Genomic DNA, 25,096 nt, shown 5'->3' on the forward strand with positions numbered 1-25,096 from the left:
AAATTAACCTCTGACGAAAAAATCGTGAACGTTGCTTTACAAAAAATTATAAATATTTAATATGGAAGCTTTAATAAAATTTGTTCAAGACGAATTTGTAACAAAAAAAGAATTTGCAGAATTTGCAGCTGGTGATACAATTACTGTATACTACGAAATTAAAGAGGGAGAAAAAGTAAGAACTCAGTTTTTTAGAGGAGTTGTGATACAAAGAAGAGGCGCTGGTCTTTCTGAAACTTTTACAATCAGAAAAATGTCTGGTACTGTAGGTGTTGAAAGAATTTTTCCTGTAAACTTACCTTCTATTCAAAAAATTGAAGTTAATAAAAGAGGAAAAGTACGTAGAGCACGTATTTTCTACTTTAGAGGTCTTACTGGTAAAAAAGCTAGAATTACTGAAAAAAGAAGATAATTCTTCAATTTATAAAAAATTAAAAGGCGCTGTATGTATTACAGCGCCTTTTTTAATTAACAAATGTTCATAACCTAAGTTAATATAATGTTGATTTATAATTAGTTAAATGTTTTGTAGATTTATAAAACGTATATATATTGCAATTGTATTTACAAAGTAGTTAAACTGATTGGTCTTCAAAAGCTAAAAAGAAATTATCAGTAAATTCATAAAGTAACGTTCTTTATATATTGGTTGTCAAATAATTAAAAATACAAAGTAGAAGAATTCGTGGTAAAAAACTTTTTTTTTGAACATATTTGATTTTAGGAAACAAGCAATAGAAACATTGATAAAAATCTTCAAAAAGCAGCATGCTTTTTTAAAATTAAGAATGTTTCAAAACAAGAAATAGTTAGTATAATTTCATTCGAAAGAAAGAAATATAAGTGTATTCTTATGTATTCTGTAGCAATGCAGACTAGTTTCGAAACTATTTCAAAGAAGCCATATCATAGCAAGAAATTGTTAGATATGGCTTTTATTTTAAACTTCTACGAAATCGATTTCAAAAATTATCGAAAATGCAATAAAACCCTTCAATTAATAGCATTTTACCAATAATAATACCAACTATAATTCTTAAATTTGCTCGCTTTCCTAAAAATGATTCTTCATTAAAAAGCAATCCTATTTGTACAATTACCTAAAATTCAATTTACATGAGCAAAATAGCTAAAATAATATATACAAAAACAGACGAAGCACCTGCTTTGGCAACGCGTTCTTTTTTACCCATTGTTAAAGCTTTTACAAAATCTTCTAACATAGAAATTGAAGTAAAAGACATCTCATTAGCTTCGAGAATTTTGGCTAATTTTTCTGATTATTTAAAAGAAGATCAAAAAGTAGAAGACGCTTTGGCGCAACTAGGAGATTTGGCAAAACAACCAGACACAAATATTATAAAGTTACCAAATATTAGTGCATCTGTACCGCAATTAAATGAAGCTATTAGTGAATTACAGTCTTTGGGCTATGCAATTCCGAATTATCCTGAAGAAGCAACTACAGACGAGGACAAAGCTGTTTTAGCATTGTACAACAAAGTAAAAGGCTCTGCTGTAAACCCTGTTTTACGTGAAGGAAATTCAGATAGAAGAGCGCCAAAAGCGGTAAAAAATTATGCCCGTAAAAATCCACATGCTATGGGTGCTTGGTCTGCAGATTCTAAAACACATGTAGCTACCATGACATCAGGTGATTTTGCACACAATGAAAAATCTATAACTACCAAAGAGGCAACTACGATAAGTATTCACCACATTGCAAAAAATGGAACCAAAATAGTTTTAAAAGAATCTTTAGACTTATTGGAAGGAGAAATTATTGATGCGACTGTAATGAGTAAAAAAGCATTAATTGACTTTTTAGAAGAGCAGTATGAAGATGCTTTAGACAAAAGCGTATTGTTTTCTTTGCACATGAAAGCAACCATGATGAAAGTTTCTGATCCCATTATATTTGGCCATGCTGTTCGTGTATTCTTTAAAGATTTGTTTAAAAAACATGGCAAATCGTTTGAAACAATTGGAGTTGACGTCAATAACGGATTGGGTAATTTACTAGAAAAATTAAGTGAATTATCAGAAGAAAAACGCAAAGAAATTAGAGAAGACATTAGATTTGCTATGGATCATGGACCAGATTTGGCAATGGTAAATAGTGAAAGAGGTATTACCAATTTACATGTACCAAGTGATGTAATTATAGATGCTTCTATGCCAGCAATGATTAGAACTTCTGGCCAAATGTATAATGCCGATGGTAAATTACAAGACACCAAAGCAATAATTCCTGATAGCTCCTACGCGGGCATTTATACTGCCACCATCGATTTTTGTAAAAAAAATGGTGCTTTTGATCCTACAACAATGGGTACTGTGCCAAATGTTGGTTTAATGGCGCAAAAAGCGGAGGAATATGGTTCTCATGATAAAACTTTTGAAATCTCTGAAAACGGTAAGGTAGTCGTTTTAGATGCTGATGGAAATACATTAATAACCCACACAGTAGAAACTGGTGACATTTGGAGAATGTGCCAAACAAAAGATGCCCCAGTACAAGATTGGGTAAAGTTAGCAGTAACTAGAGCAAGCGCTTCTAAAATGCCTGCAATCTTTTGGTTAGATAAAAACAGAGCACACGATGCTGAAATCATTAAAAAAGTAAATGCATATTTACCAAATCATAATACTACTGGCTTAGATATTCAAATTTTATCACCAATAGATGCAACTCATTTTACGTTAGATCGAATTAAAAAAGGAGAAGATACCATATCTGTTTCAGGAAACGTTTTACGCGATTATTTAACAGATTTATTCCCTATTTTAGAATTAGGTACTTCAGCAAAAATGCTGTCTATTGTTCCTTTAATGAATGGTGGTGGTTTGTTTGAAACGGGTGCTGGTGGTTCTGCTCCTAAACATGTGCAACAATTCTTAGAAGAAAACCATTTACGTTGGGATTCTTTAGGTGAATTTTTAGCATTAGCCGTTTCGTTAGAACATTTAGGAAGGTCAAACAACAACGAAAAAGCATTGGTTTTAGCGGAAACATTAGACGATGCTACAGACACCTTTTTAGACCATATGAAATCACCTTCTAGAAAAGTGGGTGAGTTAGACAATAGAGGAAGTCATTTTTACATCGCTTTGTATTGGTCACAAGCTTTAGCTAGCCAAACTAAGAATGAAGAATTAAAATCAGCCTTCACAAAATTAGCGAACGATTTAGCAGCTAATGAAAGTAAAGTCATAAAAGAATTGAATGCAATTCAAGGTTCTGCTGTTGAGATTGGGGGCTATTATCAACCCAACAATGCGTTAGCTAATAAAGCAATGAGACCTAATATTACTTTAAATTCATTATTAGAAGGTTTCTAGTTGTAAAATTTTCATAAAACATTAACATAAAGAGTGCTAGCTAGCACTCTTTTTTATTTAGATTTGGTTTTGTATCAAACCAACGCAACATGACTAAGAAAAAAATTACTCTAATTGCTGTAATAGCGCTCATTTTAATATTCGCTACTTACAGCTATTTTTCACCATCTTCAGATGGTAAAGTGTATCTCACAACCAAAGTTAAAAAAGGAAATTTTGTAAGTGAAGTTGTTACCTCTGGTGAAGCCCAATCTACCAGTTTAAAAAAAATTAATGGTCCAGAAAATCTAAGAAAATTTAAACTGAGAGAAATAAAAATTCAAGATTTAGTTGCAGAAGGCACCATTGTAAAAAAGGGTGAATATGTTGGTAGACTTGATCCTTCGGGAGTAAATGAGCAAGTTATAGATGCAAGATTAAATTTAGAAGCAGCCGTTTCTAAATACACACAAGAACAATTAGACACTACCTTATCTTTAAAACAAGAACGTAATTCTTTAAAAGATTTAGGCTTTAGTATGGAAGAAACGAAGTTAGAATTAAAGCAATCTATTTATGAACCACCTGCAACGATTAGAAAATTAGAAATTCAGTTTGAAAAACTTGAAAGAGATTATAGAGAAAAGCAAGAAAATTATAAAATTAAGAAGAGACAAGCCAATGCCAGAATGGTGGAAGTAGGTACAAAAGTCTCGAAAATTAGAAAAGAATTAAACAATCTTTTAGATTTATTAAAATCGTTCACCATCTATTCAAACGGAAACGGAATGATCACTTATGTGAGAGAATGGAATGGAGTGAAGAAAAAAGTAGGCTCTTCTATTAGTCCTTGGGATCCTTCTATTGCTAGTTTACCAGATTTAACTAAAATGGAATCTAAAACCTACGCAAACGAGGTAGATATTAGAAGAATTAAAAAAGGGCTCACCGTAAAAGTAGGTTTTGATGCTTTTCCTGATGTTGAATTAGATGGTATTGTAACTGATGTTGCGAATGTTGGTGAAAAGAAAAGGGGTTCGGATATTAAAGTGTTTCAAGTATTAATTAAGTTGAATGAAACTGATAATAATATCAGACCCGGAATGACCACCTCAAACAGAATTTTAACCTTTCAAAGAAAAGATGTTTTAAGCATACCTTTAGAAGCGGTTTTTTCTAAAGATTCTATAACGTATGTGTACACCAAAACTGGTTTCTCCATCAATAAAAAACAAGTAAAAATTGGCGATTCAAATAACGACGCTGTAATTATTGAAAAAGGTTTATCTGAATCTGATGAAGTTTATTTAAACAAACCAGAAGGACAAGACAAAACGAGAATAGCAAAACTAAATTAACTTTTCTATGTTTAACAAAATTTATATAGAAAAGCTAAAATCTAATTTTAGTGAAGCTGTACGTGTAATAGCCACCAATAAAATTAGAACACTCCTTACTTCTTTAGGTATTATTTTTGGTGTTGCCGCTGTAATTACAATGCTAGCCATTGGTAGTGGTGCAGAAAAAGAAATTTTAGCACAATTAGAATTAGTAGGCGTAAATAATATCGTAATTACTCCCATTTCTGATGAAAAATCTGACAGCAACTCCGATGAGGAATCTGAAGATGGGGCTGCAGAATCGAATCGTTTTTCTAAAGGATTAGACTTATTGGATGCAAAAAGTATTCAAAAATATATCCCTTCTGTAAAAATTGTGAGTCCCGAAATAATCTTAGAAACCTATGTAATTAAAAAAGGAAGACAAAGTCCCGTAAAATTAATTGGCGTTTCTAAAGAATATTTTGAAACCTCTAACATCGATATAGAAAGTGGAAAAAACTTTTCTTTACCGCAATCTGAAAATGCATTACCCGTTTGTATTATTGGTAAGAAAATTGAGAAAAAACTTTTTACTGGAGAAAGTGCCATTGGAAAAAGAATCAAAGTGAAAGATGTTTGGTTGCAAGTAATTGGTGTCATTGAAGAAAAATTTATTTCAGATACTGCGCAAGAAAACTTAGGGATTAGAGATATGAATCAAGATATTTATATTCCATTACAAACCTTTTTAGTTCGTTATAAAGACAGAAAAATTATTAGTGACGAACCCTTAGATTTTAGTGGAGGTGGGATGATTATTATTGGAGGCCAACAACAAGGTCCAAAAAAGAGAATTCCCAGAGGTAATTACCATCAAATAGACAAACTTATTGTACAAGTTAATGACTCAAAAGAGTTAAACGCAACTGCAGATGTATTGAGTAGAATGTTAAAAAGAAGACATAACAATAGGTTAGATTTTGAAATTTCTATTCCTATTCAATTGCTAAAACAACAACAAAAAACCAAACAAATTTTCAACATCGTTTTAAGTATTATTGCAGGTATTTCTCTACTCATTGGTGGTATTGGTATTATGAACATTATGTTGGCATCTGTTTTAGAAAGAACAAAAGAAATTGGCATTATTAGAGCCATAGGTGCAACCCAAGAAGATGTAATTCTTCAATTTTTAACAGAATCTGTATTGGTAAGCATTGGTGGTGGTATTATTGGAATTGCTTTGGGTATTATTGCCTCCTATATCTTAGAAATTACCACAGGTATTGAAACGATATTATCTTTAAGTTCTATTTTACTAGCATTTTTTGTAGCAACACTAATTGGTTTGGTTTTTGGAATTGCTCCTGCAAGATCTGCTGCAAGTAAAAGTCCTATTGAAGCTATTAGACATGAATAAAACTATGAAAAAAATAATTATATCTCTTTGTTTTCTAATAACAGGAATTACTTTAGGACAAGAAAAACAATTTATTACCTTAGATCAGGCAATAGCAATAGCGCAAGAAAAATCTCCTGATTATAAAGCGTTATTAAATCAAAATCAGGCAAGTTATTGGCGTTATAGAAACTACAAAGCAAGTTTTTTACCACAATTAAGATTAGATGCAACGCTACCACAATATTCTAACTCTATAAACAGAATTACAAATGATGAAGGAGAAGATATATTTGTACAAACCAACCAATCTCGTTTAGAAGGGGTTTTATCTTTAAATCAGAATGTAGCACTTACTGGGGGTACCTTATCTTTTAGTTCTCAATTAGAACGTGTAGATTTATTTTCTAATGATGCCACAAGGTTTGCAGTGGTTCCTTTTTCTATAAACTATAGGCAAAACTCTCTATTTTACAATGAGTTTAAATGGGATAAAAAAATAGAGCCTTTACTTTATGAAGAAGCAAAAAGGGAATTTATAGAAAACATGGAGCAAATTTCTTTAAATACAGCTAGAAGATATTTTGCGCTGTTAAAAGCGCAAATGCAAACTAAAATTGCAGCGTCGAATTTATCGAATCAAGACACGTTATTTCAAATCGCAAAAGGAAGATTTAAAATGGGGAAAATTGCAGAAAACGATTTACTTCAAATTGAATTATCTGTACTAAACTCAAAAAACAATGTGACTACCAATGAAATTTCTCTAAAAAGAAGCTCTCAAAATCTGGCTCGTTATTTAGAATTAGAAACAGAGAATATTTCTTTAAATATTCCGAAGGAATTATCAACTTTTACAGTAACTGTAGAAAAAGCTTTAGAAGAAGCAAATTCAAATAGAAAAGCAGTAATAGAATTTCGTAGAAAACGTATACAGGCAGAAAAAGAAGTAGCAGAAGTGAGAGGTAGTAATAGACTGCAAGTAAGATTGAACGCAAATTTTGGTGTATCTCAACAAGGAAGCGTTTTTAATGATTTGTTTATGGATTATAACCAACAACAAAGAGTTACCATTTCTGTGGGTATTCCTATTTTAGATTGGGGCGTTTCTAAATCTCGAAGAAAATTAGTGGAAGCAAACAAAGATCTGATAAATACAAATGTAGAACAGGATGAACAAGAGTTTGAGCAAGAGATATACTTACACGTTTTAAATTGGCAAAACCAGCGAAACTTTTTAGAAACTGCTCAAAAAGCGCAAGAAATTGCGATAAAAAGATATGACATCACGAAGAAAAGATTCATTTTAGGAAAAATAACAATTACAGATTTAAACATCGCTTTGCAGGAAAAGGATAATTCTGTACTTCGATATTTAAATTCTTTAGAACAATTCTGGGTAGATTATTACACCTTAAGAAGATTAACCTTGTATGATTTTATGAAAAACAGAAAAATTGAAGTGAATGATATTATTTACGATTAAGACCTTATTTTAAAATACTTTTAACGTTTTTTTAGCACTTTAGAGTTGTACTTTTGTTGCAATTATCTACTTAATAATTAAACAAAAATGCGATACTTTAAAAAATTGTTTCTGATATTTTTTCTGATGAGTTTTACCCTATTTGCTCAAGAAAAGATAACCCTTAGTGGAACTGTTTATGACGATGCTAACAATGAAACTTTAATAGGAGTTTCTGTTTATTTTCCTGAACTAAACTCTGGTACAACTACCAATCAATATGGTTTTTACTCCATCACAATTCCTAAAGGAAACTACAACATACAAGTTAGTTATTTAGGATATTCAACAATTATTGAATCTTTAGAACTTCTAGAAAAAACAACAAAAAACTATAAGCTGAAAGAAGCATCTGAAAGTTTAGATGAAATTATTATAGAAAGTAATATTGAAAAGTTAAATATTAGAACGCCACAAATGAGCGTTAACAGACTAACTTCTGCTACCATAAAACAAATTCCGGTGGTTTTAGGAGAAGCCGATATTATAAAATCTTTAATTTTGTTACCAGGAGTTACAAGTGCAGGTGAAGGCGCATCTGGCTTTAATGTTCGAGGTGGTGCTGCAGATCAGAATTTAATCTTATTAGACGAAGCAATTGTTTTCAATTCATCCCATTTATTCGGATTTTTCTCCGTTTTTAATCCCGATGTAATTAAAGATGTAAAATTATACAAAGGAGGCATTCCTGCAAAATACGGCGGAAGATTGTCTTCTGTGTTAGACATTTATCAAAAAGAAGGAAACAGTAAAGACTTTAATATTACAGGTGGTATTGGTTTGGTTTCTTCAAGATTGTTAATTGAAGGTCCTTTAGAAAAAGAAAAAAGTTCATTTTTAGTGGGTGGTAGAGCTTCTTATGCGCATTTATTTTTACCGCTTTTCGACAATGATAATAAGGCCTATTTTTATGATTTAAATAGTAAAATAAATTACCGCTTTAATGATCGTAATAATTTATTTCTATCTACGTATTTTGGAAAGGATGTTTTTGGAATTAGCGACAATTTTGTGAATAAATACGGAAACACCGTTGTAAATTTACGTTGGAATCATCTTTTTTCTGATAAACTATTCTCTAATTTATCTTTAATTTATTCAGATTATTTCTATGGATTAATTTTAGACTTTGTAGGTTTTGAATGGGATTCTGGTATTACCAACTTCAATCTTAAATACGATTTTAATCACTATATAAGTGAGAATATAAAATTAAGTTATGGCGTTAACAATATTTACATCAAATTTAATCCAGGAGAAATTATTCCCAATAGAGAAGATTCGGGGATTGTTTCAGAAAAATTAATTGATAAATATGCCAATGAATTTGCAGCTTATATAGATGTAGAACATAAAATTAGCGACAATTTTAGATTGCAATATGGTGTAAGATTTAGCAATTTTACGCGTTTGGGTCAAGATGAATTAAACGTTTACGACAACAATGAAGCCGTTATTTATAATGATGAGTTTAAAAAATACGAATCTGCAGAAGCAATAGGCACAGAAAACTATAAAAGAAGTGATGTAATTAGCAGTTTCAACAACTTCGAGCCAAGAATTTCTATGTCTTATATTTTAGATGATAATACATCAATTAAAGCAAGTTATAATAGAATGGTGCAATACTTACACCTGCTTTCTAACACTGCCTCTCCTACTCCATTAGATGTTTGGACACCAAGTGGCAAATACGTAAAACCGCAATTATTAGATCAATATGCAGTTGGTTATTTTAAATCTTTTAAAGATGGAAAATATACGTTAGAAACAGAAGCTTTTTACAAAGACATTCAGAATAGAATCGATTATATAAATGGTGCCAATTTAATTGCTAATAACCAAATTGAAACTGTAATTTTAAACGGAAAAGCAAGAGCGTATGGTTTAGAAGTACTGCTTAAAAAGAACGAAGGAGACTTTCAAGGATGGATCGCGTATACACTTTCGCGCTCTGAACAATTAACCGAAGGTAGAAATGCAAACGAACCAGGAATTAATAATGGCGAATGGTACAGCACTCCTTTTGATAAAACACATGATTTTTCTGTAAACGCTAGTTATAAATTGAACAAAAAATGGAAATTCAATAGTAATTTTGTTTTTCAAACTGGGCAACCTGCAAATTACCCAGTTGGGCAATATGAAGTGCAAGGCTTAAATGTGCCAATTTATGATGATGATAGAAGAAATGCAGACAGGTTACCTGCATATCACAGAGTTGATATTTCTGCAACCTTAACGCCAACAAAAAATAAAAACAGAAGATGGCAAGGTGAATGGGTTTTTGGTATTTACAATTTATATGGAAGACAAAATGCAGCTTCTTTAGCCTTTAGACAGAACCAAGAAACCTTTAGAAATGAAGCTGTACAAACCTCTATTTTTGGTATTGTACCTTCTGTAACTTACAATTTTAAATTTTAACAATGGGCTTACGCCCATTGCTGCTAAAAATATAATAATGAAAAATATAAAAATATTCTCTATTTTATTTATATTACTTTTTGCTAATTGCGAAAAAGTTGTAGATGTAGATGTGCCATCAATAGCACCAAAATTAATTGTTGATGCTTCTTTTGAGGTTTTGTTTGATCAAAACCCTATTGTTGCCAATACAATCGTTAAATTAAGGTTATCTGCAGATTATTTTGAGGATAATATTCCTAGCGTTTCTAATGCTGTTGTTTTTTTAACAAATCTATCAGACAATACCATTATTAATTTTACGGATACAAATTCTGATGGAAATTTTACACCTATAATTTCTTTTATTCCTGAAGATGATATTGTGTATGAATTGACAGTTCTCTATGAAAATGAAACCTACAAAGGAAAAGCAACGAAGATAAAATCTCCTCCTTTTACAAGTGTTATTCAAGGAGATGAAACGCTTTTTTCTGGTGAAGAAATAGAAGTAAAAGTTGCTTTTAAAGATGATAAAAGTACTGAAAACTATTACTTATTTGATTTTACAAACAATTTATTCTTAGCATTAGAAGATCGTTTTTTTAATGGTACAGATTATAACTTTTCTTTTTTCTATCAAGAAGATGAAATTGAAGTTCCCACCAATGTTACTGTAAAAATGTCTGGTATAACCAAAGAATATTTTACCTATTATAGAATTTTACTAGATCAAAGTGGTACAACTGGCGGTGGCCCTTTTCAATCTGTACCTTCCTCTTTGCTAGGAAACATGATAAACACAACAAATGAAGCGAATTTCCCTTTAGGCTATTTTCATATTTCTGAAACAGATACCTTTAATATAGATTTGATAGAGAAAAATTAAAACTTCACTTTAATTCAACATTCAAAATATAAAAAAACAGTATTTTTGAACGATGAATTTTATAAAAACCACAGAGCAAGATTCTAAGTACAATCATCTAGAAAAGATGTCTGTTAAGGAATTATTGACACATATTAATACAGAAGACAAAACAGTACCTTTAGCAGTAGAAAAATGCTTACCTCAAATAACACTATTAACAACAAATATTGTTAGAAATTTAAAAAATGGAGGAAGACTTTTCTATATTGGTGCAGGTACTTCAGGTAGGTTAGGAATTCTAGATGCTTCTGAATGTCCGCCAACTTTTGGTGTTCCTCATGATTTGGTTGTGGCTATTATTGCGGGCGGAGATCTTGCTATTCGAAACGCAGTTGAATTTGCAGAGGATTCTAAGACACAAGGCTGGTTAGATTTACAAAAGTATCATGTTTCAGAAAAAGATGTTGTTATAGGTATTGCTGCTTCTGGTACCACACCATATGTAATTGCTGCCTTAGAAAAGTGTAATGAAAGTAATATTATTACTGGCTGTATTGCTTGTAATAAAAATAGTCCTTTAGCAACGGTTTCTCAATTTCCTGTAGAAGTTGTGGTTGGATCAGAATTTGTAACAGGAAGCTCTAGAATGAAAGCAGGAACTGCTCAAAAATTAGTGCTAAATATGATTTCTACAGCCACAATGATTCAGTTAGGAAAAGTGAAAGGAAATAAAATGGTAGACATGCAATTGTCTAATAATAAGCTGGTAGAAAGAGGACAGAAAATCTTATCAAAAGAACTAAATATTGACACAACGCAAGCTTCTAGCCTTTTAGAAAAATATGGCAATGTTAGAAATGCCATCGAAAACCACAAAAGATGAGTACAAACGTAAATTTATTAGGAAAAGGTTTAAAATATTTATCTCTTTTAGTTTTTTTATTTATTGCTTCACCAATAACGCTTACCATGGGTTTTAAAGCCTTAAAAAAGTTTGAAAACACGTCTAAAGAATACCTATCGTATATTCTTTTATTGGCTGCAAGTATTCTCGTTATATTTACTATTTATGTTGCTTTTAAAACATTTAAAATCTTATTAGAAGCCATTTTTAATAATTGATGCCAATGCAAAATTCTGACGGAATTATCATCATCCTTTCCTATCCAGATACTATTGTAAGACCCGCTTACTGGGAAACTTTAAGTAATGTTTGGCCCAAAATTGGTATTGGCGGAAAGCATGCTATTCAAGCAGGTCACGCTGCTTTATTGTTAATTCAAAAAGGAAATTCTGAAATTAATTATTTTGATTTCGGACGGTATATAACAACGTATGGGAACGGGCGTGTTCGATCGAAAGAAACAGATCCAGAATTAAAAATTGCTATTGCTGCAACATTTAAAAATAAAGAATTATCGAACCTAAAAGAAATTTTACTTTGGATAGAAAAACACCCTAATAAAACACATGGTGCTGGAAGATTGGTGGCAAGTGTTCATGAAGAAATCGATTTTAATAAAGCTCAAAAATTTATTCATCAGTTTGTAGAAAAAAAAGAAATTCCTTACGGTGTCTTTTTAAAAAACGGTTCTAATTGCGCACGGTTTGTCACAGATAGTATCATTGCATCTTCAAAAAATAAGAAGATTGCTTCCCTCTTAAAAAAATCGAATTTATTTACACCAAGTCCTATAGGCAATGTAATTAGAGGAAACACCAACAATTTAATTTATACGGTCTACAATCAGAAAATTACTCAATATAAAAACAGATCTATCGTAAAAGAATACAAAGCTTCCTTTTTAAATAAATTTGATACAGAGCCCAATTTAATCGGTACAGAATTGCCAAACTTAGCCGTTTTTCAGTTAGAAAATGGCACTTGGTTAGGTGGCATTGGAAGTGGTGCTTGGTTTAAAATTGAAAGCAAAATAACAGAAAAAAACTATACTATTGAAAGGTTCACATCGGACGGAGAAAAAGATTTTGAAGGTATATTTTCAATCATTGAAACAGGTTTTAATAATTTACAAAACTATGATTTTATACATCCAACAAATTGTAAAGAGGCGTATATCAAACAAGACCAACAGGTTTTTTCTTTTCATAAAATATAATTTTCTAAACATAATTTTGTCTTTCAATTTTCTTTTTCGAGAAAATTAAAAAAGAAAAGAAAAAGTTTTAACTCAATCCGTTTTATTGTTAGCCTTAATAAGCTAAATAATTCAATTATAACTTTCAAAAACATAAATTTGTAGAAATTAAGAAACCAATATGAAAAAAATAATATTTATAACTTTTTTAGTGGCTTTATTTTTCAATTCGAAAACCAATGCACAAGAAAAAACTACTGAAGAAGTGAAACAATTAATAGATACTTACAAGAGAGATATTAGAGGGCCGTATTATAGAATTAAATGGTTTTGTAAAGATGGTAGTATTAGAGATCCAAAAGACCCTTGTCCAGATGCCATTGGTGGTGGAATTCAACATGCCTCTTTTAAAGGTTCTGCTTTAGATTTAAGAAAAAGTAATCATTTATTTTTTGCTGAAATTTTAGCGAGTACAAATATTGAAGATTTTTTAGATGCTGATCATAATTTTAGCAGATTGAAACAATACCAAATAGGCCAATACTTAGCAAATGTAGATGATGGTTGGGTTTTAAGAAAAGGACAATTCTACAGGGGTTCCATTCAATCTGAAGATGAAGAAGCTTGGGGAAAAGAATTCTTCGAGAAAGTTTTAAAAAATGATGATTTTTTAAATGCAAACTATTATTTGGTAAGACAGTCTTTAAAAGACATTCCTCATAATGGTGATTCTAACATTGCGCAATTAATGAGAAGTGAATCTAAAGTTTTGGCTGAAGAGATTTCTGATTTTATGGACATACGAATTAAAATTCATGGAAATCCGCAAAAATCTGACATTTACTTAGTGCAGAATTACATGAAAAAAAATGCATCTAAAATTTCTGCAAAAGATAAAAAGGCATTTGATAAACTCTTAAATACTATGAAAGAGTTTTACGCACCTTTAAATTATAAAACAATTGCTGAAGACATTGCTAAAATTAAAGATTCAAAAGGCATTCTTAATGGTTTAAAAGATTTTGTAAATGAAGACAAAACTAGTTTATCTTCCAAAGAAATTGTGATTAGGCTTACAGACAATTTAGAATCCTTAAGACAAAACATTACGCTTTTTAAAAATGGAAAAGACCGTTTACATCTTTTAGACTTAACAAATCAGTTAGAGAAGATTTTATTGATTGAAACTCAAAATTGGAATCCTGATACTTTAGCCGAAACAATTCTAAAAGTACAAACTTTAACGTGTGCGTCTTTTGCCACTGGTTTAATTGAAGCTTGGGAGTACGAAATTGTAAAACCTGTTTTTTCTAATACCTTAAAAAATGAAAAAACTACTTTAGGAGAATTAAATTCTTTGGTGGCAAGTGCAAGAAGAATTGTAGAGTGGAGTACTTCTTTGGTAAAAGCGAATTATCAAGAAGATGTAAATGAGTATGCGGCTTTTGAATCTTTAGCCTATGGTTTTATAGATGATAGAATTAGAAATTCTATTACCCTTAATTTGGGTGAAACCGTTAGTAAATTAAATGGTTTTGCTGCAAAAATCTCGAACATCAACAACAATGTCATGAACATTAGCAACCAAGGCGCTATCAGAGGTTTAAATCCTGGGTATGCTTTTGGTAAATTAATTGTGGTAGATGGAAATCCTGATGCAGTAGAAGTAAATAAAAACAACATTTATATTTTTCAAAAACCACCATCTGACCTAAAGCCGGTTGCAGGAATTATGACCGTTTCTGAAGGAAATTTAGTTTCTCACGTACAATTGTTAGCTAGAAATTTAGGAATTCCAAATGCCGCATTGTCAAGTGACAATTTAAAATCATTAGAAAAATATAGCAATAGAAATGTTTTTTATGCGGTTTCTAGTAAAGGAAATGTTATTTTAAAATTAGAAAATGACATGACTGCCGAAGAAGTAAAATTGTTCGATAAGAAAGAAAGAACAAAAAATATGATTAGAGTACCCACTGACAAATTAAAGTTAGACGTCTCTAAAATCATAAATATGAGAGATGTAAAAGCAACCGATTCGGGGATTTTATGTGGGCCAAAAGCAGCAAATTTAGGAGAATTGAAAAATCTTTTCCCTACCAAAGTTGTTGAAGGTCTTATTATTCCTTTCGGAATTTTTAGAACACACATGAACAAACAAATGCCCAATAAAAACAAAACCTATTGGGAGTTTTTAAATAGTACTTTTTCGAAGGCGGAAGCTTTAAAAGCAAATAATACTTCTGATGAGCAAATAGAAAAATTCTTAATTTCTTCTTTAAAAGAATTGCACGCAGCGATGTTAAACATCAACTTAGATCGTAGTTTTACTGAAGATTTAAAAAGCAGTTTCAAATCTGTATTTGGAGATAGAATTGGGAATGTTCCTGTCTTTTTAAGAAGTGATACCAATATGGAGGATTTGAAAGAATTTACTGGAGCTGGTTTAAACCTTACGCTTTTCAATATCTTAAAAGAAGAAAAAATTATTCAAGGAATCAAACAAGTTTGGGCTTCTGCATACACAGAAAGAAGTTTTAAATGGAGACAAAAATACTTACTGAATCCAGAAAATGTATATCCTTCTATATTAATTATACCAAGTGTAGATGTAGATTATTCTGGTGTTATGATTACAAAAGGAATTAATCAAGGTTCAGAAAACGATTTAACTGTTGCTTTTAGTAGAGGAGCTGGTGGTGCTGTAGATGGACAATCTGCAGAAACCAGATTAATTACTTCAGAGACAAGCTATTTGTTAAGTCCTGCAAGACAAGCAGATTATATTCGTTTGCCAGCCTCAGGAAGTACAAAAAAATATTATACTACTTTTAATAATCCTATTTTAAATGAAGGAAATATAAATGAAATTAGAGAGTTAGCTACTGAAATTAGAAATAAAATTGGTTCAAAATCTTTGGAAGACCAACACGCGCATGATGTTGAGTTTGGTTTTAAAGACAACAAACTTTGGTTGTTTCAAATAAGACCATTTGTTGAAAATAAGCAAGCTAAAAGTTCTGATTATTTAAACTCTATTGCACCAAAAGTAAAAAATAACACAAAAATAAAATTAACGGAAAGAATATAAAAATATGAAAGGAAAATATATAGTATTAGGAATTTTAATCATTGCATCTTTAGGTTTTATGAAATATCCGATAGACGGCTATGATAGCACTGGAATCGCAAGATTGTATCAACTAAGACAATTTCAACGAGACAGTGTTCGCTATACAAGAATACCTGCAGGAGCTTTTAAAAAGCTTTCTGATATAAAATTAAATCTTCTAGATAGAAAGAAAGACAGCGTAGCGGATTTATTAGTTGCTGACAACGATTTTGAAAGAAAATTAAAAAGAATAATGCCTTCTGGTGCGTATTCTGTAGCTATTATGGATATGAGTAATCCTGAAAAACTAAGATATGCAGCACATAGAGAAAATGTGGGTTATCAACCAGGAAGTGTTGGTAAAATAGCTGTTTTATTAGCGGTAATGGATCAGTTGGCAAAACTATGTCCAGATTGGGATGAAAGAGCTGCCTATTTAAAGAATATTAGAGTAACTTCTAGATATTGGGGAACAGGAGATCATCATACAATTCCTGTGTACGACATAGAAACAGACAAATTGGTAAAAAGAACAGTTCGTGCAAGTGATGAATTTTCGTTATACGAATGGTTAGACCACATGGTTTCTGTGAGTAATAATGGCGCAGCTAGCGTTCTGTATAGAGAGGCGATGTTAATGGCTGCTTTTGGGCAGGAGTACTTCTTTTTAGATGCAGAAAAAGCGGAGCAATATTTTGAAGATACCCCAAGAGATTCTTTAACAAATTTATCTCACAGAGTTGTGAATCAACCCTTAAGAGATTTAGGAATTGAAGAAAATGAATGGAAATTAGGTGGTTTTTTCACTAGAGGTTCTGGAAGACATTTGAGTAGAAAAGGAGGTAGTATTGGAACGCCAAAAGGTTTGATGAAATTTTTAGCACAATTAGAACAAGGAAAAGTAATTGATAAAGCGGCAAGCTTAGAAATGAAAAGATTGTTATACTTAACAGATAGAAGAATCCGTTACGCCTATTCTAAAAGATTAGACAGTGCAGCTGTGTATTTTAAATCTGGTAGTTATTACAAATGTGATCGAAATAAAAACCCGAATTGTTCTAGTTATGCGGGTAACGTTTTCAATTATATGAACTCTGTTATTATTGTAGAGCATGACAATGGTATTAAATATATTGTTTGTTTAATGTCTAACGTTTTAAACAAAAATTCTGCGGGTGCACACATGTATTTGGCAAGCAAAATAGACGACATTATTAATAGTGATGCAAATGTGAGGAAACTAGAAATTAAAGAGGAAGAGTATACGCTAGATGACGGTGGTGATAATTAATGATTGTTTGTAATAAACAAGTGATAGGTTTTTGTTGCTATTTCTTTCACTTCGCTATTTTTAAACTTTTTTAAAGGTAAAACAATTGAAATATAATTCTTGTTTTTAGATACTTGTAGGTATTTAAGAACAAGAATTTTTAGTTGGGTACCTCCCATTCTCATAATTCTTTGTAAATATTTCTTTTCAGTCAATACTTTAAGCGCTATAACGGGCGAATTCAACTTGTCATCTACAATATAATTCTCTACAACAGGTAGTACCATCATTTTAATTTTACTTTGAAGAATGTTATCCAAAAATTCTAAAGAGTTTACTTTAGCCTCTCTAATTTCACTCTGTATGCCAATATAGGTCATATTGATATCTTCTTCATTGTAAATTAAACTCAATAAGTTGAAGATACATTTTAAATTGTACTCTAGCACTTTTTCTAAAGCAGTCATCATGTCTTTTCTTGCTTCATAAACATTCTGATCAGATGCATCTTCTTCTTTAGATAAGTCCTCATTAATAATGTGTTGTATCGAATTGATAATTTCTAGGGTATTTTTATAGTAACTACTTTCTCTAAATATTTGATTTTTAATAACTCTTGTACTGATGTATAATTGATGATTACTTTTCTTTAATTTTTTTAATGATTTTGATGATTCTAGTCTTGTAACTGCATTTTTACTTTTTAACAAACGCATTAAAATTCTTACGGCTTCCTCATTATTAAAAGACTCAATTACTTTTGGTATAAATTTTCTAATGGAAGGTTTAAGCTGATTATTCTTATCAATTTTTAAAATGATTTCAATAATTTTTGGACCATAGCTTTTAAGTGCTTTTATCGCTCTTTTTCTATGCGTTTTAGACTCTAATAACGCTAACAAATCGTTTATAAAAACCTCATCTGAAGAAATTCCAGCAGCAGTTGTTGCAAATTTTACAACATAATTTACATTACTTTTCAGGTGGATATTTATATATTTATAATATTTTATAAGTCTTGTATAGGCAATACTCATTAATAAACCCGCTAGCAGCTCTTTTTTAGCATCTACATCATCTGAAGTCAAAATATACATTCTTTGCTCTAATCTTTCTACTAAATTGTATTTTTCACCTAGTTTAGCATTGTTAGAGCTTTGTTTCGCTAGTGTTAGTAGTGCACCATTTGCGATGTATTCATTTTGGTTGTCTAAATATTTATTAAAAAAAGATTCATCTGTAATGGGAGAATGTGCTAATATATAATCTAAAGCTATGTAGACCAAAACATCGTCTTTCTCATGAACCAACGTCTCTACTTTGTCTAAAATATCTAGATCTTCAAAAGAATCTAAGTAATCAATAGCTTCTGTTTTCACTTTATTAGAAGGGTGGTCTAACAATTTAATAATTTTAGTATTAAAAGAGGTTTCCTTATAATCTTTTAAGCGATCTAATATGCTTAAAATAGAAGCTTCATCGCCATTTTCTAAAATATTTTTAACATCTGCAATGGTATTTTCTGTCTTTTTATTTTTTTCTGAATTTGCTTCAAAAGTTAATGTCTTTTGAATATTTGTTTTAAAAGAATTAAAATAGGCTTCACGCAGACGGTAAATTAATAAGATCCAAATAAAAGTAAACAACAATACAATTACAGTAATGTAAGAAGAGTCTAAATCTAATCTCTTTATTAAAAAGATTAATAAAAAACCCGCAAAACCAGTTGCAATACTATCTACAGCAACATCTATATAAGATTTTGCTTGATTTTTAACTAACAACGGAATTGGCATGATAGACAATTCTACAGCGGCTTTATTCAAAGATTGTTTCGCACTGCCATCAATTCCTTTTATCAATATTAAAACCCATAATTCTGGAAATGTTAAAAATAGCAAACTCCCAAACGCAATAGTTAATGGAAGAATTAATAAGGTTGAAGAAACCCCTATTCTAGTTAAAATTTTATTGGTAAGAAATAATTGTATTACAAGCGCAACAACATTAAATGTTGAAAACCAGAATCCAAAAAAAGCAGCCAATTCATCAGAATCTGGAATGGCTTCATAAGCAAAAGCACTAAATTGAAAATCTACTAGTTTTGCTACAATAACTCCAATTCCTGTAATTAAGGCAATGTATGTTAAGTGTTTCGATTTTGCAATCAAACGTAAAGAAGAACTTTCTAAATTTTCTTGATCTGCAATTACTTGTTTTCGTTTAAAAGAGTTTAAAAATTTAATTTTTAAATTATAAACACTTTTTAAAATAGGAATACAAAGTAAAATTAACAATGCAGCAAGAAAGATAGCATATTCGTTTCCAAAGCTGGTAGCGATGATACTTGTTAAGTACCCACCAAATATTCCGCCTGCAATAGCTCCTGCGCCAATAAAACCAAAATTTCTTTTGGCTTCTCTGGCATTAAAAACCATGTTCGCAAACAACCAAAATTGTGAAGTTGCTACTACAGCAAATAAGGATATAAATACATAGTAGAAATAAAGTACCCAACTACTAATAATATCATGTCTTAATACCAAGCTTAAAGCAACAAAAGCCAAACTAAATATGACTAAAGAAATTACAGTAACTTTTACAAGAGAAAATTTTCTGATGGCTCTATTATAAAAATAGGTTGTTAGTACAGCCACACCAGCCACTAAAAGATAACCAAATGGCAAGTTATCTGCACCCAATTGAGATACAAAAAGTGCATTTACAGTGGGTTTTACAATAAGTAAAACCGTAATAATTATAAAAATATATAATAGCATTAAAAAAGAGATGCCTATCTCATCATCTCTTAGTCCAAATGTTTTTGTAATAATCTTTCTCACAGCTTATTTCATAAATAGAACTATAAAGAACGGGCTTTTTTTAATACCTTTTCTAAAGGTCTCACTAAATTTCTAATAATTTGTTCACCATAATCATTATCAATTAAAGCTACAATAATATATTTTCTTTTTGGACCCCAAACCAATGCAGAGTCTGAATGGTAATTTCTCCAAGAACCAGACTTTCTATAAACCGTTGCTTTGGGTGCAATAATGTCTAAAGTATTTACAAACTTATGATGCAACTTAGGATCTTTCATAATATCTAACATTTCTTTAGAACGTTCTGTACTAATTAAGTTTCCTAATGCCAATTGGTAATAAAAACTACAAACCTGTCTTGTTGTAGCCGCATGACTTAGACCTTTCATAGGATCTGGACTTCTTTTTCCTGCAGCTGCATATCTTTTACCAACCCAAAGACCACCACCAACTTCTTCATCGTATAGTTTATTTTTTGGAGCTCGTAAAACTTCTTCAATTTTTTTATACCCAAGTCTATCAATCATTCTCGTAGATGCCTGATTGTTCGATTTACTGATCATTAAGCGTAAATCTTTTTTAATTTCATCGGTATACTCCATTTCACCATTTTCTATGGCATCCATAGCCGCTAAAAGAATGGCAATTTTTGGTAAACTTGCAGCATACATCATAAAATTATCATTCATTCCTGCATACTTAAAATTTAAAGGATCACTTAAATCTACAATACCAATAGACATTTGTCTTCCTGCTACAAGGCGTTTCCATTTTTTATTAGAATTTATTTGTTTGGTTAAGATATCTTTTAATTCAGCATTTTCAATTTCTGCAATTGGGTCTATATCATCTACGTGACTTATAGGCAACCCATTTTGTCCGTAAACGACCCCAGAAAATACTAGAAAAGTTAATATTAAAAAATGTTCTTTAATTTTTTTAAAATGCATATTTATTTTTTTGTCAATCATAGTATATAATATACAAAATATGTGCCAGTAAACAAATTATAGTTGTTAATATTATCTAAACCTAGCATTAATTTCTTACTTTTATTGGTGTTGTAGGGTTAAAACCAAAGTTTGTGTTTGGTAATTCAATACCTAATTGATAAATCAAATAACCAATACTAGCGTAATGATGTGTTGTATGACTTTGGGTTTGCATTAAAACCGCAGCAAGTGTATAATTTGCCGTTTCAATTCCTTGCCCTAAATCATCAGAGACTTTAACTATTTTATTAAAATCTTCTTTTTTAATTTTATAAAGTTGAAAAATGATTGTTTCGAAATATGCGATGCCTATAGTCGTTTTTAATTCCACTAGCTCATTTCTATCTCTTATAGAAAAATCTATTGCTTTATTTTCTAGTCCTTTAAAAATACAAGAAAACACATCTAAAACATGACGTATATGACAGCCTATACTTGAATAATAAGGTGCTACTGATCTATCTGAATATTCTTCGTCACTAATACTTTTTAATAATTGAATTCCTTTCTCTAAATTCTGGGCAATCGTTTCAATCATGTAATTTATTTTGGAATAATGGTCGTAAAATATGCTTCTAAATTACGAGTTCTTTCTGAATTTTAAAAATTTTATAATCAAATGACACACAACTTCTTACACATTAATAGTTAAGCATTAGTAGTACTATGTAAACAAATCTTTACTTTTTTGGCACGCTCTTTGAAAATACTACAACAAATGCGGAAGCCGAAAAGCAATTAGAGTAGGCAAAACCCTTAAACCATATATTATGAAAAAAGGTGTACTTATATTATTAGGAATGTTCATGATGGTTTCTACTGTTGAAGCCAAAAATGGCGAAAATTTATCAAACAACATTAGGGTTCACCATTCTTATAACAATTCTGTTAACTTCTTAGAAAGAGGAATTGAATTTTTTATTTTTACGAATGGTGATTTTGATTTTAACAGCAATTATAACGATACATATTATGACTTTAACGGAGTACGTACAAGAAGAAATGGCGTAACCATAGATAGAGATTATAGAGGTAGAATAAGACGTGTTGGTTCTGTATTTATTAACTATGATTTTAGAGGAAACGTCTCTAGAGTAGGTTCTGTTTACATGCGATATTTTGGAAATAGACTTACAAATGTTGGAAACTTAAATATATCCTACAACAGATGGGGAGATCCTGTGTTTTATGGAAATGTAAGAGATAATTTTTACAATCACAACGGCATTAGAATCAACCTAAATTTAGGAACTATTTGGAACTATAACCATGCGTATTTTTTTAATAATGATTTTAGAAGAAACTATACACAATTTAGAGAAGATCGTAATTTTTTCTATTACAAAGCAAATAGAAATGCGAAGATTGGAAAACGATCTCAAATTCTAAAAAGAAGAAAACAAACTTCTGTAAATAGAAATAACAGTAACACTAAACGTAGTATTAAATCTTATAGAAAATCTGAAGCTAAAAGAAACCTTGATGCAAATACTAGAAGAAATTCAGAGGTAAGAAAAAATAGCGATGCAAGTACTAGAAGAAATTCAAATACGAATGTTAGAAGAACTACAGACAAGAATACAAAAAGAACTTCTGTAACTCGAAATAATGAAAATGCGAAAGCACCTACTAGAATTAAAAGAACAGTAGGAGCAAATACTAGAAAGAACACCAATTCTAATGTAAAAAGAACTACAAATAATAATACAAAAAGAACTTCTGTAACAAGAAGTAGAGAAAATGTGAAAATTCCTTCTAGAGTTAAAAGAAAAGTTGACAATAAAAAAAGAGTAAATACAGTTTCTAAAACTAAAAGAAGAAGTTAAAATAGGTATTAATACCTATATATAAAACTTTGATTCTTAGTAAATTTGAAACTCATTATTTAAATTTTTTGTTAACTAACTAGATTTAATTTTGACTGGAAAAGTAAAAGTTAAAAGCCCCATTTTAGAATGGGGTTTTTTATGTTTTAATCTTTTTTATTTTCTAATTTACAAATAGTTCTACCTACATTCTCTGCTTTCTTTTTAGTGATCTTTTTAATTTTAGATTTGCATTTTTTAATACCACTACAATCTTTTTTTAAGTGATATTTTTTGCTCGATTTACTAGTACAAATAAAAACTTCTTTTTCTTTTATTTGAAAAGCGGTCAGCACAAATAAGAGTGAGAAAATTAAGAGTAGGTTTTTCATAGGTTAAGTTATTTGATTTCAAATATAAACTTTCTAATTATTTAGTTCGTAGAAATCTATAATTTTTAAAAGTTGCTCTTCGTATTTGTAAATCTCATCGATCGATTTGATAGTAATTTTTGTTTCTTTTTTATTTTCATCAAAAATCCCTAAATATTTATTACTAGTATTTAAATGCAATCTGCATAATGGTTTTCTATTATTATCATCTAAAAGAATTCCAAAATAAGATTGTGTATCTCTATGTGTAATTCTTTCTACGGGCAATTTTCTTCTTAAAATAGCCACAATTATTCTGTAACCATCTAATTCCTCTTCTGTAGTAACTATTTTAGTTTCTTCAACAGTATCATCAATAATATCTTTTTGCTGTTTTTCTGATTCTTTGTTTAAAGCAGAATTTAAGCGATCATTCACCTTCTCTCCTATTATTTGATTAAAGGCTTTATGAACCAATTCGGTAAACTCGTCCATTACCTTTTCTGTTAAGCGCCCAGAATAAACCTTGGTTGCAAAAAGTCTAGAAAATTCAAAAGAGGGCTTTGTCAGTTCTTCTGAAATGCATTTCTTGATTTCTTTGGTATATTTAAGGGAACTTGCATTGTCTACAATTTTATTAACGTCAAAATTAGATTTATGAAATTTTAGTATTTCGTGGATATCAGTGTCTTTTACTTTGGTAATATCAAACTCTAAAAATGGTTTTTCATCCATTTTATTGGTTTGTTCTAAATCTGTATAAAAACGATATTGAATTCCGTTTGTGAGTAAAGAAAAACGCGTTTTAGTCACATGGAAATACCTAAATAACTGCGAGTTATGATTGTCTAAAGATTCTTTCCAGTTCTTACATTCTATGATTAAAATTGGGTCATTATCTTGAAAAATAGCATAATCTACTTTTTCTCCTTTTTTTAAGCCCAAATCTGCAGTAAATTCTGGCACAACTTCAGTTGGATTAAAAGAATCGTATCCCAAAGCATGAATAAAAGGCAGTACAAAGGCATGTTTGGTAGATTCTTCAGTTTCAATTTTATCTTTTAGCAACGTAATTTTGTCTGCGATTGCTTTTATTTTGTTTTGGAATTCCATGGATTATATTTTAACCCAAACTTAATTGTATTTAAAAACAAAACCTTACGGGAATCCGTAAGATTTAAAATTATACGTTTTTAATATTTTATTTATGTTGATAACAATGCCCTCCACCTTTTACTTTCCGTTTACAGGATTTTCCAGATTTGATTTTTGCGCCACAAAGCGTTGTTTTACTTTTAGAAGAAGAAGTTGTTCTACTATTCTCTTTTTTATTTTGACCAGTGTGCTGATAACAATAACCGTTCGCTATTTTTGTTACATGTTTGCATCTTGTGCCCTTTTTAGTGAAACCTTTACATCTAACAGATGTAGATATACCAACAGCTTTATCTGTAAAATTAAGAGTATTTATTAAATCTTTAATTTTTGGTGGTTTACAAATTTTACAAGGAGTTAATTTAAATTTAGAAATATCCTTTTTGCCTAATAGTTTCTTTGAAACATTTTCTACCATTCTGCAAGAAGCCAAATGGTATTTTTTTCCTGAAGGAGTTTTATACACATTTTGAGCTTTCAAATGAAAACTCATTAGAACAAAACCAATAATTAAAAAATATTTCATAGTGAAATTAGTTCATGTAATAATACAATAAATTACTGCAAAGCAAAACCTTACGAAAATTTGTAAGGTTTTAAAATAATACTCCTTCTTTCTTATA

The 25,096-nt window shown here is 30.4% G+C and carries 19 protein-coding genes; 13 read left to right on the top strand and 6 right to left on the bottom strand.

Annotated elements, in window-relative coordinates; translation table 11 throughout:
• The first annotated feature begins 61 nt into the window (after positions 1-61).
• From rplS to Q0998_RS14730, 12 genes are all read left to right on the top strand, one after another.
• Entirely contained in the window at positions 62-412 is a 351-nt protein-coding gene (gene rplS, locus Q0998_RS14675) for a 50S ribosomal protein L19 (protein WP_271487622.1), read from the top strand.
• A 704-nt stretch (positions 413-1,116) separates the two neighbouring features.
• Positions 1,117-3,342, top strand: coding sequence for an NADP-dependent isocitrate dehydrogenase (locus tag Q0998_RS14680; protein ID WP_299671060.1), 2,226 nt, complete (start codon positions 1,117-1,119; stop codon positions 3,340-3,342).
• An 89-nt stretch (positions 3,343-3,431) separates the two neighbouring features.
• The gene (locus tag Q0998_RS14685) at positions 3,432-4,679 is read left to right on the top strand and encodes an RND transporter (protein ID WP_299671062.1); all 1,248 of its coding nucleotides are present in this window, start codon (positions 3,432-3,434) and stop codon (positions 4,677-4,679) included.
• A 7-nt stretch (positions 4,680-4,686) separates the two neighbouring features.
• Complete coding sequence (locus tag Q0998_RS14690) at positions 4,687-6,063, top strand: ABC transporter permease (RefSeq protein WP_299671064.1); 1,377 nt, start codon at positions 4,687-4,689, stop codon at positions 6,061-6,063.
• Between the two features lie 4 nt (positions 6,064-6,067).
• A complete protein-coding gene (locus Q0998_RS14695) occupies positions 6,068-7,528 on the top strand; it encodes a TolC family protein (RefSeq protein ID WP_299671066.1) in 1,461 nt (486 codons plus the stop codon).
• Positions 7,529-7,615: 87 nt separating this feature from the next.
• Complete coding sequence (locus Q0998_RS14700; protein ID WP_299671068.1) at positions 7,616-9,994, top strand: TonB-dependent receptor; 2,379 nt, start codon at positions 7,616-7,618, stop codon at positions 9,992-9,994.
• A gap of 37 nt (positions 9,995-10,031) precedes the next feature.
• Positions 10,032-10,862 (top strand): DUF4249 family protein, encoded by an 831-nt coding sequence (locus tag Q0998_RS14705; RefSeq protein ID WP_299671070.1) that lies wholly within the window; start codon positions 10,032-10,034, stop codon positions 10,860-10,862.
• Positions 10,863-10,914: 52 nt separating this feature from the next.
• Positions 10,915-11,727 (top strand): N-acetylmuramic acid 6-phosphate etherase, encoded by an 813-nt coding sequence (gene murQ, locus Q0998_RS14710; protein ID WP_299671072.1) that lies wholly within the window; start codon positions 10,915-10,917, stop codon positions 11,725-11,727.
• Positions 11,724-11,966, top strand: a complete 243-nt coding sequence (locus tag Q0998_RS14715; RefSeq protein WP_299671074.1) for a DUF6095 family protein — start codon at positions 11,724-11,726, stop codon at positions 11,964-11,966. The genes murQ and Q0998_RS14715 overlap by 4 nt, the downstream gene beginning before the upstream one ends.
• Before the next feature lie 5 nt (positions 11,967-11,971).
• Positions 11,972-12,964 (top strand): DUF6695 family protein, encoded by a 993-nt coding sequence (locus Q0998_RS14720; RefSeq protein WP_299671075.1) that lies wholly within the window; start codon positions 11,972-11,974, stop codon positions 12,962-12,964.
• Between the two features lie 160 nt (positions 12,965-13,124).
• Positions 13,125-16,034, top strand: coding sequence for a PEP/pyruvate-binding domain-containing protein (locus Q0998_RS14725; protein WP_299671078.1), 2,910 nt, complete (start codon positions 13,125-13,127; stop codon positions 16,032-16,034).
• A gap of 4 nt (positions 16,035-16,038) precedes the next feature.
• A complete protein-coding gene (locus Q0998_RS14730; RefSeq protein WP_299671080.1) occupies positions 16,039-17,346 on the top strand; it encodes a serine hydrolase in 1,308 nt (435 codons plus the stop codon).
• On the opposite strand, the gene Q0998_RS14735 is transcribed toward Q0998_RS14730, so the two are convergent.
• From Q0998_RS14735 to Q0998_RS14745, 3 genes are all read right to left on the bottom strand, one after another.
• Entirely contained in the window at positions 17,343-20,168 is a 2,826-nt protein-coding gene (locus tag Q0998_RS14735) for an Npt1/Npt2 family nucleotide transporter (RefSeq protein WP_299671082.1), read from the bottom strand. The genes Q0998_RS14730 and Q0998_RS14735 overlap by 4 nt on opposite strands.
• 20 nt (positions 20,169-20,188) lie before the next feature.
• Positions 20,189-21,100, bottom strand: coding sequence for a serine hydrolase (locus Q0998_RS14740; RefSeq protein WP_299671084.1), 912 nt, complete (start codon positions 21,098-21,100; stop codon positions 20,189-20,191).
• Between the two features lie 88 nt (positions 21,101-21,188).
• Positions 21,189-21,680 (bottom strand): DinB family protein, encoded by a 492-nt coding sequence (locus tag Q0998_RS14745; RefSeq protein ID WP_299671086.1) that lies wholly within the window; start codon positions 21,678-21,680, stop codon positions 21,189-21,191.
• Between the two features lie 232 nt (positions 21,681-21,912).
• On the opposite strand from Q0998_RS14745, the gene Q0998_RS14750 reads away from it, so the two are divergent.
• The gene (locus tag Q0998_RS14750) at positions 21,913-22,968 is read left to right on the top strand and encodes a hypothetical protein (RefSeq protein WP_299671088.1); all 1,056 of its coding nucleotides are present in this window, start codon (positions 21,913-21,915) and stop codon (positions 22,966-22,968) included.
• Positions 22,969-23,114: 146 nt separating this feature from the next.
• Here the strand turns inward: Q0998_RS14750 and Q0998_RS14755 are convergent, their stop codons facing one another.
• The 3 genes from Q0998_RS14755 to Q0998_RS14765 form a co-directional block, all read right to left on the bottom strand.
• Entirely contained in the window at positions 23,115-23,339 is a 225-nt protein-coding gene (locus tag Q0998_RS14755; protein WP_299671090.1) for a hypothetical protein, read from the bottom strand.
• A 33-nt stretch (positions 23,340-23,372) separates the two neighbouring features.
• Entirely contained in the window at positions 23,373-24,431 is a 1,059-nt protein-coding gene (locus tag Q0998_RS14760) for a type I restriction endonuclease (RefSeq protein WP_299671092.1), read from the bottom strand.
• Positions 24,432-24,519: 88 nt separating this feature from the next.
• The gene (locus Q0998_RS14765) at positions 24,520-24,999 is read right to left on the bottom strand and encodes a DUF5763 domain-containing protein (RefSeq protein ID WP_299671094.1); all 480 of its coding nucleotides are present in this window, start codon (positions 24,997-24,999) and stop codon (positions 24,520-24,522) included.
• Between the last annotated feature and the right edge of the window lie 97 nt (positions 25,000-25,096).

Source organism: uncultured Polaribacter sp. (genome assembly GCF_947501385.1).
Taxonomy (GTDB): domain Bacteria; phylum Bacteroidota; class Bacteroidia; order Flavobacteriales; family Flavobacteriaceae; genus Polaribacter.

Coding starts and splice junctions, on each gene's coding strand:
- rplS (WP_271487622.1), top strand. CDS start 62: ATGGAAGCTTTAATAAAATTTGTTCAAGACGAATTTGTAACAAAAAAA.
- Q0998_RS14680 (WP_299671060.1), top strand. CDS start 1,117: ATGAGCAAAATAGCTAAAATAATATATACAAAAACAGACGAAGCACCT.
- Q0998_RS14685 (WP_299671062.1), top strand. CDS start 3,432: ATGACTAAGAAAAAAATTACTCTAATTGCTGTAATAGCGCTCATTTTA.
- Q0998_RS14690 (WP_299671064.1), top strand. CDS start 4,687: ATGTTTAACAAAATTTATATAGAAAAGCTAAAATCTAATTTTAGTGAA.
- Q0998_RS14695 (WP_299671066.1), top strand. CDS start 6,068: ATGAAAAAAATAATTATATCTCTTTGTTTTCTAATAACAGGAATTACT.
- Q0998_RS14700 (WP_299671068.1), top strand. CDS start 7,616: ATGCGATACTTTAAAAAATTGTTTCTGATATTTTTTCTGATGAGTTTT.
- Q0998_RS14705 (WP_299671070.1), top strand. CDS start 10,032: ATGAAAAATATAAAAATATTCTCTATTTTATTTATATTACTTTTTGCT.
- murQ (WP_299671072.1), top strand. CDS start 10,915: ATGAATTTTATAAAAACCACAGAGCAAGATTCTAAGTACAATCATCTA.
- Q0998_RS14715 (WP_299671074.1), top strand. CDS start 11,724: ATGAGTACAAACGTAAATTTATTAGGAAAAGGTTTAAAATATTTATCT.
- Q0998_RS14720 (WP_299671075.1), top strand. CDS start 11,972: ATGCAAAATTCTGACGGAATTATCATCATCCTTTCCTATCCAGATACT.
- Q0998_RS14725 (WP_299671078.1), top strand. CDS start 13,125: ATGAAAAAAATAATATTTATAACTTTTTTAGTGGCTTTATTTTTCAAT.
- Q0998_RS14730 (WP_299671080.1), top strand. CDS start 16,039: ATGAAAGGAAAATATATAGTATTAGGAATTTTAATCATTGCATCTTTA.
- Q0998_RS14740 (WP_299671084.1), bottom strand. CDS start 21,100: ATGCATTTTAAAAAAATTAAAGAACATTTTTTAATATTAACTTTTCTA.
- Q0998_RS14745 (WP_299671086.1), bottom strand. CDS start 21,680: ATGATTGAAACGATTGCCCAGAATTTAGAGAAAGGAATTCAATTATTA.
- Q0998_RS14750 (WP_299671088.1), top strand. CDS start 21,913: ATGAAAAAAGGTGTACTTATATTATTAGGAATGTTCATGATGGTTTCT.
- Q0998_RS14755 (WP_299671090.1), bottom strand. CDS start 23,339: ATGAAAAACCTACTCTTAATTTTCTCACTCTTATTTGTGCTGACCGCT.
- Q0998_RS14760 (WP_299671092.1), bottom strand. CDS start 24,431: ATGGAATTCCAAAACAAAATAAAAGCAATCGCAGACAAAATTACGTTG.
- Q0998_RS14765 (WP_299671094.1), bottom strand. CDS start 24,999: ATGAAATATTTTTTAATTATTGGTTTTGTTCTAATGAGTTTTCATTTG.